General features: G+C 73.5%; 14 protein-coding genes. 8 read left to right on the top strand and 6 right to left on the bottom strand.

Going from position 1 to position 16,239, the window contains the following annotated elements; all coding sequences use genetic code 11:
• Positions 1-18: 18 nt before the first annotated feature.
• Both O7626_RS23925 and O7626_RS23920 read left to right on the top strand, forming a co-directional pair.
• A complete protein-coding gene (locus tag O7626_RS23925) occupies positions 19-1,092 on the top strand; it encodes a LacI family DNA-binding transcriptional regulator (protein ID WP_278063348.1) in 1,074 nt (357 codons plus the stop codon).
• 2 nt (positions 1,093-1,094) lie between these two features.
• Positions 1,095-1,322, top strand: coding sequence for a hypothetical protein (locus tag O7626_RS23920; RefSeq protein WP_278063347.1), 228 nt, complete (start codon positions 1,095-1,097; stop codon positions 1,320-1,322).
• A 37-nt stretch (positions 1,323-1,359) separates the two neighbouring features.
• Here O7626_RS23920 and O7626_RS23915 read toward each other — a convergent pair whose 3' ends face one another.
• Positions 1,360-2,052 (bottom strand): DUF4191 domain-containing protein, encoded by a 693-nt coding sequence (locus tag O7626_RS23915; RefSeq protein WP_278063346.1) that lies wholly within the window; start codon positions 2,050-2,052, stop codon positions 1,360-1,362.
• 210 nt (positions 2,053-2,262) lie between these two features.
• Between O7626_RS23915 and O7626_RS23910 the strand changes: the two genes are divergently transcribed.
• The gene (locus tag O7626_RS23910) at positions 2,263-2,439 is read left to right on the top strand and encodes a hypothetical protein (RefSeq protein WP_278063345.1); all 177 of its coding nucleotides are present in this window, start codon (positions 2,263-2,265) and stop codon (positions 2,437-2,439) included.
• A 236-nt stretch (positions 2,440-2,675) separates the two neighbouring features.
• Entirely contained in the window at positions 2,676-5,594 is a 2,919-nt protein-coding gene (locus O7626_RS23905; RefSeq protein ID WP_278063344.1) for a helix-turn-helix transcriptional regulator, read from the top strand.
• Between the two features lie 45 nt (positions 5,595-5,639).
• Here the strand turns inward: O7626_RS23905 and O7626_RS23900 are convergent, their stop codons facing one another.
• Positions 5,640-7,127 carry an NAD(P)/FAD-dependent oxidoreductase gene (locus tag O7626_RS23900; RefSeq protein ID WP_278063343.1) on the bottom strand — a complete coding sequence of 496 codons (1,488 nt, stop codon included), beginning with the start codon at positions 7,125-7,127 and terminating at the stop codon, positions 5,640-5,642.
• 213 nt (positions 7,128-7,340) lie between these two features.
• Positions 7,341-8,399 carry a lipoyl synthase gene (locus tag O7626_RS23895; RefSeq protein WP_278066287.1) on the bottom strand — a complete coding sequence of 353 codons (1,059 nt, stop codon included), beginning with the start codon at positions 8,397-8,399 and terminating at the stop codon, positions 7,341-7,343.
• Between the two features lie 525 nt (positions 8,400-8,924).
• Between O7626_RS23895 and aspS the strand changes: the two genes are divergently transcribed.
• Positions 8,925-10,217, top strand: a complete 1,293-nt coding sequence (gene aspS, locus O7626_RS23890; protein WP_278063342.1) for an aspartate--tRNA(Asn) ligase — start codon at positions 8,925-8,927, stop codon at positions 10,215-10,217.
• A 120-nt stretch (positions 10,218-10,337) separates the two neighbouring features.
• Here aspS and lipB read toward each other — a convergent pair whose 3' ends face one another.
• Positions 10,338-10,994, bottom strand: coding sequence for a lipoyl(octanoyl) transferase LipB (gene lipB, locus O7626_RS23885; RefSeq protein ID WP_278063341.1), 657 nt, complete (start codon positions 10,992-10,994; stop codon positions 10,338-10,340).
• A gap of 179 nt (positions 10,995-11,173) precedes the next feature.
• Between lipB and O7626_RS23880 the strand changes: the two genes are divergently transcribed.
• Entirely contained in the window at positions 11,174-11,662 is a 489-nt protein-coding gene (locus O7626_RS23880; RefSeq protein ID WP_278063340.1) for a hypothetical protein, read from the top strand.
• Positions 11,663-11,709: 47 nt separating this feature from the next.
• Here O7626_RS23880 and O7626_RS23875 read toward each other — a convergent pair whose 3' ends face one another.
• Positions 11,710-13,545: a DUF2079 domain-containing protein gene (locus tag O7626_RS23875; RefSeq protein ID WP_278066286.1), complete on the bottom strand. Its 1,836-nt coding sequence runs from the start codon at positions 13,543-13,545 to the stop codon at positions 11,710-11,712.
• Between the two features lie 189 nt (positions 13,546-13,734).
• Here O7626_RS23875 and O7626_RS23870 point away from each other — a divergent pair, with 189 nt between their 5' ends.
• Positions 13,735-14,712 carry an ATP-binding protein gene (locus O7626_RS23870; RefSeq protein ID WP_278063339.1) on the top strand — a complete coding sequence of 326 codons (978 nt, stop codon included), beginning with the start codon at positions 13,735-13,737 and terminating at the stop codon, positions 14,710-14,712.
• A 109-nt stretch (positions 14,713-14,821) separates the two neighbouring features.
• Positions 14,822-15,214, top strand: coding sequence for an SCO5389 family protein (locus O7626_RS23865; RefSeq protein WP_278063338.1), 393 nt, complete (start codon positions 14,822-14,824; stop codon positions 15,212-15,214).
• A gap of 97 nt (positions 15,215-15,311) precedes the next feature.
• Here O7626_RS23865 and O7626_RS23860 read toward each other — a convergent pair whose 3' ends face one another.
• Positions 15,312-16,214: a TIGR01777 family oxidoreductase gene (locus O7626_RS23860; protein WP_278063337.1), complete on the bottom strand. Its 903-nt coding sequence runs from the start codon at positions 16,212-16,214 to the stop codon at positions 15,312-15,314.
• Between the last annotated feature and the right edge of the window lie 25 nt (positions 16,215-16,239).

The following is a 16,239-nucleotide window of genomic DNA, read 5'->3' as shown; positions in this document are numbered from 1 at the left end:
GATACAGAAGGCGGATCGGTGAAGCCGACACTGCAGACCGTGGCCGACGCCGTAGGCGTCTCCCGCAGTACGGTCTCCAACGCGTACAGCCGGCCGGACCAGTTGTCACCGGCGCTGCGGGAGAAGATCCACGAGGCGGCCCGCCGACTGGGTTACCCGGGTCCGGACCCGACGGCCCGGTCACTGCGGCGGGGCCGGGTCGGTGCGATCGGCGTGCTCTTCACCTCGGCACTCTCCTACGCCTTCACCGACCCGTACGCGGTGCAGTTCCTCCGGGGCGTCGCCGAGTCCGCCGAGCGGCATGGCAGCGGCCTGCTGCTGGTCCCGCTCTCCGAGGCGGACGAGCAGGCCGGCGTCGAGGCGGTCCGGAACGCGGCCGTCGACGGGTTCTGCGTCTACTGTGTACCCGCCTCGCACGGGGCGCTGGCCGTGACCCGGGCTCGTGGCCTACCACTGGTGGCCGCCGAACGCCCGGTGAAGGCCGGGCCGGACAGCATGTACGTGGGCATCGACGAGGCCGGCGCCGCCCGGAACGTCGGCAGCCACCTGGCCCGGCTGGGCCATCGCCGGGTCGCGTTGGTCTCCGATCTCCTGGTCGCCGAGCACCGGACCGGTCCGGTCACCCTCGCCGGGCCGGCGGACATCCGGTACGACGTCGACGTCACCCGGGAACGGGTGCGCGGTTTCGCCGAGGGGCTGGCCGAGGGCGGTGTCGGCTGGAGCGACCTGCTCCTGATCCACGCCGCGGCGAACAGCCGGGCCGAGGGGGCGCGCGCCGCCGGGTACGCCCTCGATCGCGCGGACCGGCCGACGGCGGTGCTGGCCGTTACCGACCTGCTCGCGCTCGGGGTGCTCGACGCGCTCGCCGCGCGGGGACTGCGACCCGGCGGGGACGTCTCGGTCACCGGCTTCGACGACATCCCGGAGGCGGCCGCCGCCGGGCTCACCACTATCCGGCAACCGGCCGTGCGGAAGGGCGCGATCGCCGGTCGGCTGCTGCTGGACCCGCCCGAGGACCCCGCCGCCCGTCAGGTGCTCCTCCCCACCGAACTGGTCGTCCGCGCCTCGACCGGTCCCGTCGAAAGGAAGTGACCATGGACCCCGTGGGCTACAACCTCGCGCTCGGTGCGACCGAGCGGCACGTCCGCTCCGCCCGTCCGGGCGCGCCGGTCCGGCGGCCGGACCCGGAGCCGACCCCGGGCGGCCGTCCAGGGCTGCTCCGGCGGAGCACCGCGGCGATGCTGCGGCAGGTCGCGGACCGGCTCGCCCCGGCCCAGCCGGCCGCGCCGTCCGGATCGAACCCCCGGCCCTGCACCTCGTGACCCGGGCTACCAGCCCGGCCTCCCGACCGACCTGCGGCTACCGGCCGCGCATCTGCCGGAAGGCGCCCTTGGGCGGGCGCATGTTCTTCGGGATCGCGCCCTTCGGCAGTTGCGGCCGGGCCGCCGAGAGTGCCTTGAGCCGCTTGTCCAGGGCGTTCACGTCCTTGCCCTTGAGGTTCGGCGGCAGCCGCAGCAGAGTCGTACGCAGCTTGCGCAGCGACAGTTCGTCCTCGCCCTGGCCGATCATGTAGTCGTAGAGCGGGGCGGTGCCGATCACCTTGGCGAGCCGCCGCTTCTCCTGGCCGAGCAGGCTCCTGGTCCGCTGCGGGTTGCCCTCGCCGAGCAGGATCACCCCGGGCTTGCCGACGACCAGGTGCACCATGTCCATCTGGGTCGTGGAGCTGACCGCCGGGGTGACCCGCCAGTCACCCCGCATGCTCTCCAGGATCGAGGCCGCCGCCCCGGGCTGCCCCTCGGCGGCGTTCATCATCGCCCGGTTGGAACGCAGGTTGAGCACGATCAACAGGGCGAGCAGGGCGAGCAGGATGCCGATCGGCAGCCACAGCCAGCCCCACTCCAGCACCGCGACCACGGTGAGCGCGATCGGGACCAGCACCGCGACGACGGCGAGCGGCACGAACCACTTGTCGCGTTTGGCGGTGAACGAGAACACCATCCCGATCTGCTTCAGCCGCTGGCCGAACGACACCTTCTCCTGCGCCTTTGCCATTCCACGGAGTCTAGTAGCCCCGCGCCGCGTCCCCGGTGCCCGCCCGGGCTGCTTCCGAGGTAAGGACCTTACGAGGCTGAGATGCCTCCGGAGGGCGGAACTAAGGAGGGTGGCCGGGCGGAGATCAGGCGGCGCACCAATGTGCCCGGGGTGCCTTCCGGCGAAGAGTGGACATCAGCGAAGAGAACCACATCCGATTGGAGCTCAGCGATGTTCAGCCCCGACGCACACTTCCTGCTCACCCTGCACCGTACCCACGCCGACGAACTGCGGGCGGAGGCCGACTCGGCACGGCTCGCCCGCCTGGTGCCCCGGCGGTCCCGGCGGCACCGGGCCCGTGCCGCGCACGGCCGGCAGTCCGCGCCGGCCGGCCCGGCCGCCCGGTGAGCCGGGACGTCACCCTGCTCGCCCCGCCGGCCGGGCGGTCCGCCCGGCCGCCGGCCGACCGGACCGACAGCACCCCGGCCGATGCCTCGGGGGCGGCCGGTGTCCCCGGTCCGGCGGCCGGTGGCGGCGGGACCGGTCGCCAGACCGGCGACGGTTCCGGTCCCCACCCCGGCGGCGGGACCGGGAGCGGAGTTCGGATCTTCGGGGATTCCGCCCGGCGTGGCATCCTCGAAGCCGTGACCACTCGTGCCGCCAGCAGCGTTCTCGTCGGCCGCCAGTCCGAACTCGCCGTCCTGCACGACGCGCTCAAGCGGGTCCGGGCCGACGAGCCGGTCGCGCTGCTCGTCGGCGGCGAGGCCGGTGTCGGCAAGAGCCGGCTGATCGAGGAGTTCGGCCGGCAGGCCGGCGCCGACGGCAGCCAGCTCCTCGTCGGGCAGTGCCTGGAACTCGGCGAGCAGGGTCTGCCCTTCGCGCCGTTCGCCGCCGCGCTCCGCCAGGTGCTGCGCCGCGACGGGGCGGCGGCCTTCGAGGGGTACGAGCGGGAGTTCGCCCGCCTGCTGCCCGAACTGGCCCGGCTCCAGGGCGTGCCGACCGGCGCCGACACCCGGACCGCCTCCGACGGGCCGGGACTCTCCCTGGACCCGCACCGGGGCTACCTCTTCGAGCTGGTGGCGGGGCTCTTCACCCGGCTCGCCGCGCAGCGCCCGCTGGTGCTGGTGATCGAGGACCTGCACTGGGCCGACCGGTCGACCCGGGACCTGATCTCCTTCCTCGCCCGCGCGGTCCGGCCGGCCCGGGTACTGCTGATCTGCACCTACCGCTCCGACGAGCTGCACCGGGGGCATCCGCTCCGCCCCTTCCTGGCCGAACTGGACCGGGCCCGGGGCGTCGAGCGACTCGAACTGGACCGGCTGGACCGGGAGGGCACCGGTCAGGTACTGGCCGACCTGTTCGGCTACGAGCCGAGCGACCGGGCTATCGACACCATCCACGGCCGGACCCAGGGCAACCCGTTCTTCGTCGAGGAACTCGCCGCCGCCAGCGACCCGAGCGGCTGCGCCGACCTGCCGGACACGCTCCGCGACCTGCTGCTGGCCCGGGTCGACCGGCTGCCCGAGTCGGCCCAGCGGGTCCTCCGGATCGCCGGCGCCGGCGGTACCCGGATCGCGCACGAACTGCTCGCCGAGGTGGCCGGGGTGCCGGAGACCGAGCTGGAGGAGGCGCTCCGGGCCGCCGTCGCCGCCCAGCTGGTGGTCGCCGACCCGGACGGCGGCTACGAGTTCCGGCACGCGCTGGTCCGCGAGGCGGTGCACGAGGACCTGCTCCCCGGCGAGCACGCCCGGCTGCACGCCCGGTACGCCGCCGCGATCGAGGCGCAGCCGCAGCTCGTCGCCGACGGGCGGGCCCCGACCGAACTGGCCCACCACTGGTACGCGGCACACGACTACCCCCGGGCCCTCACCGCCGCCTGGGCCGCCGCCGAGGCGGCCGGTTCCCGGTACGCGTACGCCGAGCAGGGGCGGCTGCTGGAGCGGGTACTCGAACTCTGGGAGCAGGTGCCGGACCCGGCGGAGCTGCTCGGCCGGGACCACGTGGCACTGCTGGAGGCGACCCTCTCGGCGACCTCGACCGCCGGCGACTACAGCCGGGCGCTGGCGCTGACCCGGGCGTTGCTCGCCGAGCTGGACGCCGCGGCCGAACCGGTGCGGGCGGCCCGGGTGCGGGTGCTGCGCGGCCGGCTGCTGCGGATCCTCGGCAAGTCCGACGGCGCCGACGACCTGCGCGAGGCGTACGCGCTGGTCGCGGAGGTGGACGGTGACCCGCAGCGGGTGCGGTTGCTGGCCGACATCGCCTTCCAGGTCGCCCGGGTGGACCGGGCCGAGGGCGGGCGGATCGCCGCCGAGGCGGTGGCCGCCGCGACCACACTCGCCGACGAGGACGCGGTGCTGAGCGCGACGCTCGCCGCCGGCTGGGTGTGCAGCCGGGCGGTCTCGCCGGACGCCGCGCTTGCCGACCTGCGCCGCGCGGTCGACCTGGCCCGGGCGGCGGGTGACTCGGCCGCCCTGGTGACCGCGCTGGTGGTCAGCTCCGACGCGCTCTGCGAGGTCGGCCGGTACGCCGAGTCGGCCGAGGCCGCCGCCACCGGGTACGCCGAGGCGAGGCGGTTCGGGATCAGCCGCTCCACCGGCGCGTTCCTGCTCTCCAACCAGGCCGAGGCACTGATCGCGCTCGGCCGCTGGGACGAGGCCGACGAGTTGTGCGGGCAGGCGGCCCGGCTCGACCTGCCCGGCATCAACAGTTACCACTGGTTGCAGTTGCGGGCCGGGCTGCGGCTGGCCCGCGGGCAGGCGGGCGCCGACGAGCTGGTCGCCCGGGCGCTGGGCTTCCTGCGCCGGCCGTACCTGCCGCTGGAGTTGCCGCTGTACGAGCTGCGGGTGGCGGCGGCACTGGCCGCCGGGGACGTACCGCTGGCCGTGGAGGCCGCCCGGACCCTGCTCGGCCGGCCGCTCGAAACCGACCCCCGGTACGCCTGGCCGGCGCTGGCCGCCGCCGCCCGGGCCGCCAGCACGGCCGGCGACCGGGAACTCGCCGAGCGGGTACGGTCGGCGGCCGGCGGGGTGGCCGTCCGGTACCCGGCCGAGCAGGCGTACGCGGCCCAGGTGACGGCGACGCTCGCCACCGGGCCCGAGGCGGTGCCGTGCTGGCGGGAGACCGTGGCCGCCTGGCGGGTCGACGGCCAGCGCTATCCGCTCGGCCGGGCCCTGTACGGGCTGGCCGAGTCGGCTGCCTCGGCCGGGGACCGGACGCTGGCGGCGGAGGCGCTGGAGGAGGCGGCGGCGGTCGCGGGCGAGCTTGCGGCCGTACCCCTCGGGGAGCAGGCGGCGACGCTGGCCCGGCGGCTCGGGTTGCGGCCCGCGCCCGGCGCGGCGCCCGGCACCGAACTGCTCACCGCCCGGGAGCAGGAGGTGCTGCGGCTGGTCGCCGAGGGGCACAGCAACAGCCGGATCGCGCAGCGGCTCTACATCTCGCCGAAGACGGCGAGCGTGCACGTCTCCCGGATCATCGCCAAGCTGGACGTGGCGAACCGGATCGAGGCGGCGGCGGTCGCGCACCGGCTCGGCCTGCTCAACCCTGAGCCCCACGACGACGTGTAAGGAAGGGCCCCCGCTTATCGTTTTCTGTGGTAGCGGGGGCCCTTCCTAACCGACCTGGCCCGGGACGGGGGTGCGGGGGAGGACCGGGGCGGCCCGGCCGGTGCCGTGCTCGCCCGGCCCCTTCTCCTCGTGGTACTCCTCCTCCACGTTCACCGTCCAGGCGTCGTGGTCGGTGCCGTCCAGGATGTTCGACACCGACAGCAGCGCGGTCATCATCGAGTGGTCCGCGTTGTTGTAGCGGTGCATCCCGTTGCGGCCGACCGGGTGCACGTTCGGCACCTCGGCGGCGAGCCAGTCCCGGATCGTCGCCACGTTCGCCTTGTAGCCGAAGTCGTAGAACGGGTACGCCCGCGGCATCCGCACCACGTAGCCGGTCTCGACCGAGCCGGGGCGGACCAGGCCGAGCCGTTCCAGTTCGGCGGTGCCCAGCGCCACCAGGTCGGCGTCCGGGCTGTTCCACAGCTCGTCGCCGATGTTGAGGAAGTACTCCAGCCCGAGACAGGTCCGCCCGTCCTTGACGAGGTACGGCGACCAGGAGCCGAAGTTCTGGATCCGGCCGACCTGCACCTCCGGGGAGTGGATGTAGATCCAGTTGTCCGGGAAACTGAACTCGGCCGGCACCACCAGCGCCACGGTCAGGAAGTCGCGGTAGAACAGCTCCTGCGCGGCGGTGCGTACCTCCGCGGGGGCCGGCGGGTCCATCGCCAGCACCAGCTGGGAGATCGGCATCGACGAGACGACGTGGTCGGCGTCGACCCGGCGCTGCCCGTCCGGCCCGTCGACGGTGACCGCGACCGCCCGCCCGCCGGCCCGGTGCACGGCGGTGACCCCGGTGTTCAGCGCGACCCGGCCGCCGCGCTTCTCGACGTGCTCGGCGCAGCGCTCCCACATCATCCCGGGGCCGTACTTGGGATAGTTGAACTCCTCGATCAGGCTGGTGATGTCCTTCTGGTTGCGCCTGGGCAGCAGCGCGTTGAGTACCGCGTTCGACAGCGACAGGTTCTTGATCCGCTGCGCCGCCCAGTCGGCGGAGAGTTCGGTCGCCGGCACACCCCAGAGCTTCTCGTTGTAGGTCTTGAAGAAGTGCTCGAAGAGCCGCCGGCCGAACCGGGCGGTCACCCAGCCGGCGAGGTGCGACTGGTCCCTCGGCGGCGAGACCTTGGCCCAGAGGTACGAGCCGACGCAGCGCAGCGCCTCGACGACGCCGAGGTTGCGCAGCGCGTTGCCGGCCTTGAGCGGATAGTCGTACAGCTTCCCCTGGTAGTGGATCCGGCTCATCCGGGGACGGAGCAGGAAGTCCTCGGCGGGCAGGATCTCGTGCCAGAGCGCCTCGACCTGGGGGACCTTCGTGAAGAAGCGATGCCCGCCGATGTCGAACCGCCAGCCGTCACGTTCGACGGTACGGCTGATCCCGCCCACCACGTCGTCGGCCTCGAACACGTCGACGGTGGCGTTCCGCTTGGTCAGCTCGTACGCCGCGGTCAGACCGGCGGGGCCGGCGCCGATGATCACGGTGTGGGGTGCTGCTGTCATGCTTCTATTCATCACCTTCGACGTGTCATCGGCAAGGTCCTCCCGGCTGGCGGCCGGAAATCTAACCCGCTGCGACAGGTCGGCCTCCGGTTCGTCACGGGGCGTAGCCAAGCCGGGGCCTGCCCTGCCGGGGCCGAGCGTGCACGAGCCGGGTGAAGGTGGAAGGACGGGCGGAAGACCGTTTCCGGCGTACCCGATGGTTCTGGTCCTGGGCTACCGGGCGGCGGTGGCGGCCGGCAGTTCGCGCGCCTCGACGGCCTGCCGGTAGAGGCGGCCGGCCCGGTAGGACGAGCGCACCAGCGGCCCGCTCAGCACCCCGGCGAAGCCGATCTCCTCGGCCTCCTCGCGCAGCTCCACGAACTCCTCCGGGCGCACCCACCGCTCGACCGGGTGGTGCCGGGGCGTCGGGCGCAGGTACTGCGTGATGGTCACCAGCTCGCAGCCGGCCGCGTGCAGGTCGCGCAGCGCCTGGGAGATCTCGGCACGCTCCTCGCCGAGCCCGAGGATCAGGTTGGACTTCGTCACCAGCCCGGCGGCGCGGGCCTGGGTGAGCACGTCGAGCGAGCGCTCGTAGCGGAACGCGGGCCGGATCCGCTTGAAGATTCGGGGTACCGTCTCGACGTTGTGCGCCAGCACCTCCGGGCGGGCACCGAAGACCTCGGCGAGCTGGTCCGGGTTGCCGGTGAAGTCCGGGATCAGCAGCTCGACCCCGCAGTGCGACAGCCCGTCCAGGGTGCCGTCGGCGGTCGGGTCGACCCCGTCGGCAGTCCCGGCGCCACCGACGCCGTCCCGGCGGGTCAGCGCGTGGATCTGCCGGACCGTCTCGGCGTAGAGCCAGGCACCGCCGTCCGGCAGGTCGTCCCGGGCCACCCCGGTGACGGTGGCGTACCGCAGACCCATCGCGACCACGGACTCGGCGACCCGGCGCGGCTCGTCGGCGTCGAAGTCGGCCGGTTTGCCGGTGTCGATCTGGCAGAAGTCGCACCGGCGGGTGCACTGGTCACCGCCGATCAGGAAGGTCGCCTCCCGGTCTTCCCAGCACTCGTAGATGTTGGGGCAGCCGGCCTCCTGGCAGACGGTGTGCAGCCCCTCCCGGGAGACCAGCCCACGGAGCTGGGTGTACTCGGGGCCCATCTTCGCCTTGACCTTGATCCACGGCGGCTTGCGCTCGATCGGCGTCGCCGCGTTGCGGGCCTCGACCCGCAGCAGCCGGCGCCCCTCCGGCGCGACGGGATGGCCGGGACGGATCTCCGGTGCGGTCACGACGCCCACCCCTCCGGCTTCGGCGGCGGAGGATGGCGCGGAGTGCTCGATGGTCACGAATCCGAGCCTACGCGCCAGGCTTCGACCGATCGACCGGCAGCGACCGGACTCACGTGCCGGACCAGGTGATACCACTCACGCCGTCGCTCGCCGTCCGACCTGCCCCCGGCCACGGCGTACCCGAAAATCTGTTGTCGGCGTGGCGGCGGGGCCGGCTAGGCTCCGGGGCAGAGCGTCGACGGAGCCGAGTACCAGCCCGACCACCGGAGTCCAGAGAGTCACCGAGCTGCTGGAAGGTGATCTCCGACCGGGCTGGGAAGACCCTCCCGAGCTGCGGGAAGAACGGCGTACCCACGCCCAGTAGAACCCGCCGACCGGCCCGCGTCAGGGACCGCGAACGAGGCCGCCGGCCGTGACACCGCCGGTGGTGAAGGTGTGGTGGCACCGCGAGTTCCCGCTCGCCCACATCCCCCGGGGCCTTCACGGCGCGTTCCGCCTCGGACGTGCCGCGACACACGACAGGGGTGCAACCAGGTGCCACGGGTCCTTTCCACGTCGCTGCCCGCGCGGGTCGGCAGCGCGGTGACCGTCGCCGGCTGGGTACACCGCCGCCGGCAGCTCAAGTCGGTGACGTTCCTGATCCTGCGGGACGCCGCCGGGCTGGCCCAGGTGGTGGTGACCGACGCCGGCCTGCGGGCCCGGCTGGCCGAGCTGCCCGAGGAGTCGGTGGTCGAGGTGACCGGCCGGGCGGTCGGCAACCCCGCCGCGCCCGCCGGGGTCGAGCTGGTCGACCCGACGGTACGCCCACTCGGCGACCCCGCCGTGCCACCACCGTTCGACGTGTACCGCCCGGAGCTGACCGCGGCCCTGCCCACCCAGCTCGACCACGCGGCGGTGGCGTTACGGCATCCCGGCCGCTCGGCGGCGCTGCGGATCTCGGCCGCCCTGGTCGCCGGCTTCCGGGCCACCCTGGACGGGCTCGGCTTCGTCGAGGTGCACACCCCGAAGATCGTCGCCGCCGCCACCGAGAGCGGCGCGAACGTCTTCGCCCTGGACTACTTCGGCCGGCCCGGCTATCTCGCCCAGTCCCCGCAGTTCTACAAGCAGATGCTGGTCGGGGTGCTGGAACGGGTCTACGAGGTCGGGCCGGTGTTCCGGGCCGAGCCGCACGACACCACCCGGCACCTGGCGCAGTACACCTCGCTGGACGTCGAGTTCGGCTTCGTCACCGACCACCGGGACGTGATGCGGCTGCTCCGCGACGTACTCGCCGGAATGCTGGACGGACTCGCGGACCGTCCGAACGCACCCGCGCGGATCCCGGTCGTGCCGGTGGAGATTCCGGCGGTGCACTTCGCCGAGGCGCTGGCGATCGCGGGAGCGCCGCCGGACGAGCCCGACCTCGCCCCGGCGCACGAGCGGGCACTCGGCGAGTGGGCGCGGGTCGAGCACGGCTCCGACTTCCTCTTCGTCACCGGCTATCCGCTGGCGAAACGCCCCTTCTACACGCACCCGGCCACCGACGACCCGCCGTCCGGCGGGCCGGCGGGGGAGTACTCGAACGGGTTCGACCTGCTGTTCCGGGGAGTGGAGCTGGTCACCGGCGGGCAGCGGCTGCACCGGTACGCCGACTATCTGTCCGCGCTGGCGCAGCGGGGCGAACCCGTCGAGCCGTACGCCGGTTACCTGGACGCGTTCCGGCACGGCATGCCGCCGCACGGCGGTTTCGCGATCGGGCTGGAGCGATTGGTGGCCCGGCTGCTCGGGGCCGGCAATGTCCGCGAGGTCACCGCCTTCCCCCGCGACCTGCACCGCCTCACTCCCTGACCGCGCTGCCCGGCACGAACGGATCGCAGGCAGATCTTGACGACTTCTGGTCGTTCCGACCGCAACAAGTCGTCAAGATCTGGCTGCGGCGCCAGATCTGGCTGCCGGAGGGTGGATGGCTCAGGGGAGCAGGGCGGGGAGGTGGCGTTCGACCACCGGGAGGACCTCGGCGACGGTGACCGGGCGGCCCAGTTCGGCGCTGAGTGAGGTGACGCCGACGTCGCGCAGCCCGCAGGCGACGATCCGGTCGTACGCCGCCAGGTCGCAGTCGCAGTTGATCGAGAACCCGTGCTGGGTCACGCCCCGGGCCACCCGGATGCCGATGGCGGCCACCTTGCGTTCCGGCCCGCGCTCGTCGGCGGGCACCCAGACGCCGCTGCGCCCCTCCACCAGCATCACGCTGGACAGTCCGAGTTCGGCGCAGACGTCGAGCAGCAGTTGCTCGGTACGCCGGACGAAGGCGACGACGTCCACCGGCAGCCCGGTGTCCGCCCCCGGAAGCTTGAGGATCGGATAGCCGACGAGCTGCCCCGGCCCGTGCCAGGTGATCTTGCCGCCCCGGTCGACGTCGATCACCGGCGTGCCGTCCATCGGCCGGTCCCAGGGCTCGGTGCGCTTGCCGGCGGTGTAGACGTTCGGATGTTCGAGCAGGAGTACGGTGTCCGGCCGCTCTCCGGCGACCACCGCCTCGTGTACCCGACGTTGCTCGTCCCAGGCCGCCAGATAGTCGACGGTCCCGAGTCGGACGCTGGTCAACCCGGCAACAGTGCTGGTCACCGCTCCAGCTTAGTTCGCTACCGGCGAGTCGCTCCGCTTCGTGGCAGGGCTCACCGCCGAGCCGGCAGTGCCGGTGGCCGGCTCGATGCTGGGCTGGCCGGGCGCAACGCCGGGCTGACCGGGCTCATGACGGGGCTCACGGGTGCGCCGGCCAGGCGCGGGGCGGGGATGATGCCCCGATGGAGACGTTGCTGATCATGACGATCCTGCTGCACGTCGGGGTCTCGGCGCTCTGGCTGGGCTCGATGGCCTACAGCCTCTTCGTGGTGGCGCCGAAACTGCCCCGCATGCTCGCCACCGACCCCGACGGACCGACAGCGGCGCAGCGGGTGGAGGAGGCGCAGCGGGTGTTGGCGCACGGCAACCGGTGGCCGGTGGTCGGGCTGATCGGGGTGCTCTGGGGCAGCGGGCTCGGCCTGGTGCTGCTGGCCGGGGAGCGGCCGGCCGGCTGGTGGGCGCTGGTCGCCGCCAAGGCGGTGCTGCTGGCCGCCGCCACCGGCCTGTTCTGGTGGGTCTCCTGGCGGGGCTGGCCGCGCCGGGTCTTCGCCCTGCCGGCCGAACTGCCGGGACTGGCCTGCCGGTTCCGCCGGGTGGCGCTGCTGATGCTCGCCCTCGTAGCCACCGCCTTCACCCTCGGCATCGTCGCGGCACATCCGGCCGTCACGTGATCAGGTAGCAGCCGGCCTGCTCTGGGCCGGCCGGCGGCTACCTCTGATCACGAGGCGCGCTCCGGCGGGAGGCGCCAGAGGTGGACGTCGGCGACCCGTTCCGGAGGGCCGAGGAGTGCGGTGGTGACGTCGAGCAGCGCGTCGGTGTGGATCGGGAACTTGGCGCCGTGTACCCGGTCGGCGAGCACCACCGCCTCGACCCGCCAGTAGCGCAGGTCGGCTCGGGCGGCGGCCCGGTCGGCGTCGGTGATCACCGGCCGTTCGCCGGTCTCGGCCACCCGCAACAGCAGCGCGTCGGTGGCCCGGGGCACCGGCCCGATCCGGCCCCGGCCGTCCGGCCCGCCGGGGCCGAGGAAGAAGCCGGACGGGATGCCGAACTCGCCCTGCCGGTGGCTCAGCGCGTACGCCTGCCAGCGTTGCCCGTCCGGAGCCAGGTCGAGGGTGAGCGGCAGCGGGGTGAGCGTCCCGCCGGGGGAGACGTACTGCCGCCAGGTGCCGGCGGTGACGAACTCCGGGATCGGCTCCCGGGCGCTGGTGAGCAGCGGCACCGGCAGCAGCGGCAGGAGTGCCACGGCGAATCCGGCCAGCCAGCCGGCCCGCGCCCGACCCGACGGCGGGGCGGCCCCTCCGGAGACCGGGCCGGCTCCTCCGGGGGACGCTTCGGCCTGTCGGCTGTCCCGCCCGGCGCGGAGCAGGTCGACGGTGTGTGCCAGCAGCAGCCCGACCAGTGGTCCCACCACCAGGGCGAGCCGGGACGGCAGGGCGGCGTTGAAGACCGGCAGGTGCCCGAGCAGGGCGTACGGCAGCGGCACGTCGGTGTGGGTACCGAAGATCTTCACCCGGGGACCCCAGGAGAGTACGGCGAAGACCAGTGTGGTCACCCCGATCGCCCGCAGCGTGGCCCGGCGGGTCGGGTCGGTGCGTCGCCACAGCACGACGAAGCAGACCACGGCCAGGAGCAGCAGGGGCAGCCCGAGGAAGGAGTTCTCCTCGGTCGGGTTCGGCGCCAGCGAGGTGCCCAGCCCGAGTTCGCCGGCCAGGGAGCGCTGCGGGTACGCCCCGTACGCGGCGATGTCCTCGGCGTGGATCACCGGGTCGAAGCCGGTGCCGTGGAACCGCTGCGGGCCGAGGAAGTGCAGCCAGAGCGGATACGACAGCAGCGCGAACGCCACGAGTGCGGTGACGCCGAGCCCGCGCAGGAAGTCCGGCAGTGCGGCCCGTGCCTCGGCCCGACGGTGCCGGTCGGTGGCCCAGGTGCCGAAGAAGACCGCGCAGGCCAGCGCGGTGAAGAAGAGTCCCTCGGCGGCGATCGAGAAGGCGACCGCGACCAGCAGCCCGAGCAGCAGCCCGTTGCGTAGCCACCGGCCGGGCTGACGCAGCCGGAGTACGCCCCAGAGCAGCATCGGGACGACCCAGCCGGCGCTCCAGTTCAGGTGCGCGTTGGCGTGCGCGACGAGGCCGGGCGCGAAGCCGATGAACAGCCCGCCGAGGACCGCCGCCGCCGTGTTCCGGAGGAGTTTGCGGGAGAGCAGCCAGTACCAGCCGAAGGCGGTGGCGGCGATGTTGCCGGTGAGGATCACCAGGAAGGTGGCCGGGGCGCCGACGGTGTAGGTGAGCGGGGCGAAGACGACGGCGTAGACGGTGACCGAGGTGTTGACGGCCAGGTTGACCCCGTCCGGCACGTTCACCAGGTCGGTGAAGAACGGGTTCTGCCCGTGGGTGAGGGCGTGTGCGCCGTAGGCGAGCAGCCATTCGAAGAGGGCCTGGTCGCTGGAGTTGACGGTGATCGCCCGCCCGTTCGGGTCGAGCCAGAGGCCGCTGGTGACCCAGCCCGCGCCGACGATCGCGACCAGCGCGACGAGCAGGTCGGTCCGGCGGCGGATCCGGCCGGCACCGGAGGGCGGGGGCGACGGGGGTGGGGTCGGCCCGGCGAGTGCGGGCGGGGAGAGCGGCACGGGCCGGAGGTTACCAACCCGGCCCCGACACGCCGAGGAAGTGGTCAACTTGACTGATCTCACGGAAATGATTTCCAATTGGATTAACGTCGCAGAGTGCACCGGAGGACCCGTACCGTGAAAATCTCGTTCGTCGGCAAGGGCGGCAGTGGCAAGACCACCCTGGCCGCCCTCTTCGCCCGGCACCTCGCCGCAGCGGACCCGGCCGACGGCGGCCCGCCGCCGCTGCTCGCCATCGACGCCGACATCAACCAGCACCTCGGGACCGCGCTCGGCGCCACCGAGGCGGAGGCGGCCCGGCTGCCGACGCTCGGCGACCACCTTCCGGAGATCAAGGAGTACCTGCGCGGCGACAACCCGCGGATCTCCTCGGCCGCGGCGATGGTCAAGACCACCCCGCCCGGCCGTGGCTCCCGGCTGCTGCCGGTCGACGGCGACAACCCGGTGTACGCGGCGGTGGTCCGCGAGGTGGCCGGAGTGCGGCTCGCCGTGACCGGGCCGTTCGGCAGCGACGACCTCGGCGTCTCCTGCTACCACAGCAAGGTCGGCGCGGTGGAACTGCTGCTCAACCACCTGACCGACGGCCCCGGGGAGTACGTCGTGGTGGACATGACCGCCGGGGCCGACTCGTTCGCCTCCGGGTTGTTCACCCGGTTCGACGCCACCTTCCTGGTCTGCGAACCGACGCTGCGCAGCGTCGGCGTCTACCGGCAGTACGCCGGCTACGCCCGCGAGTACGGCATCCGGGTGCACGTGGTCGGCAACAAGGTCGACGACTCCTCCGACGTCGAGTTCCTGCGCCAGCACGTCGGCGCCGACCTGCTCACCTGGCTGACCCGCTCCGACTACGTCCGGAGCGCCGAACGGGGCGCGCCGGCCCCGGTGCACACCCTGGAGCCGGCCAACCGGGCCGCCCTCGACCTGCTCCGGGCCACCGTCGACGCCCAGGTGCAGGACTGGGCCACCTTCCGGCGGCACGCGGTCGAGTTCCACCGGCGCAACGCCCTCGCCTGGGCCAACGACCGGGTCGGCGAGGACCTGGCCGGCCAGGTGGACCCCGACTACGTACCCGGCCCGCAGACCCCGGTGCACTGACACCGCCGCCCGGGTGGTGGCGCTCGACAGAACGGCGCCACCGTCCGGCGAGTCGCACCGCCGGTCCGGGTCGTCCGGCCCGGGTCGAATCTACGACAGGAGGAGCACGATGTCCCTGGACGTACCCACCGCACTGCTCGAACGGGCCGAGGCCGGCCAGGTCGACGACGAGGAGTTCGTCGACTGCGTCCGGCGGTCCCTGCCGTACGCCTGGGCGGTGGTCTCCGAGGTCTCGGCCCGGGTGCACGCCGGCACGGCCGACTACGCCGACCACGCCGTGCCGCCGCCGAGCGAGACGGAACGCGGTCAACTGCTCCGGGCGCTGGCCAGCGACGCCATCCGGGGCGGACTGGAACGCCACTTCGGGGTACGCCTCGCGTTCCAGAACTGTCACCGGGTGGCCGCGTTCCGGCTCGGGGCGGTGGGCGGGACGACGTACCAGCGGTTCGTCTCGCCGCTGGCCCAGATCCGCAACCAGTCCCCGGAACTGCGGGACTGCTGACCGGCCGGCGCGGGGTCCGTCCGTCCGACCGGCGGGCGGGCCCCGCGTCACCGCCGCCACCGGGCCGCACGGCGCCGCCGCCGGCCGGAGTGGGGGCTCAGCGGTCGGGCAGGGCCGCTTCCAGCGCGCTGCGCAGGTCGGGATGCCGGAACTCGAAGCCGGCCCGGTTCAGCACCCCGGGCATTACCCGGAGGCTGCGCAGCGGCTCGGCCGACATCTCGCCGAGCAGGACCCGCAGCGCGACCGCGGGCACCGGCATCACCGTCGGCCGGTGCAGCAGCCGGCCCAACTCCCTGGTGAACTCGGCGTTCGTCACCGGTGCCGGTCCGACCACGTTCACCGGGCCGGCGATGTCCTCGCGGTCCAGCAGGAAGGTGGTCGCCGCCAGCCAGTCGGCCATCGAGATCCACGGAATCCACTGCCGGCCACTGCCGAACCTGCCCGCGATCCCGAGACGGTACGGTAGCAGCTGCGGCTTGAGCAGCCCGCCGGTGTGCTCCAGCGGCAGGCCGGTACGCAGCCGCACCACGCGTACCCCGGCCTGCTCGGCCGGGGCGGTCGCCGCCTCCCAGACCCGGCACAGGTCGGCCATGAAGCCGTCGCCGGCCGGCTCACCCTCCTCGACCGGGCGGTCGCCGGTGTCGCCGTACCAGCCGATCGCCGAGCCGTTCAACAGCACCCGGGGACGCTGTTCGACGGGTAGCGCGGCGAGCGCCCGGGCCAGTGTGCCGGTGCTGTCGACCCGGCTGGACCGGAGTACCTCCTTGAAGCCCTGGGTCCAGCGGCGGTCGCCGATGTTGGCGCCGGCCAGGTTCACCGCCGCACCGGCGCCGGCCAGGGCCGCCGGGTCGAGTTGGCCGGCGCCGGGATCCCAGCGCACCTCGTCGGCATCTCGGGTGGGGCGCCGGACCAGCCGGACGACGTCGTGACCCGCCGCCCGGAGCTGGTCGGTCAGGCGGGTGCCGAGCCAGCCGGACGCACCGGCGATCAGGATTCGCATCCTCGTATCTTCGCCCATTCCGCCC

The sequence above is a fragment of the Micromonospora sp. WMMD1102 genome (genome assembly GCF_029626265.1).
Taxonomy (GTDB): Bacteria; Actinomycetota; Actinomycetes; order Mycobacteriales; family Micromonosporaceae; genus Plantactinospora.
Note: the sequence above shows the minus strand (reverse complement) of the source record. Positions and strands in the feature narration are given on the sequence as shown.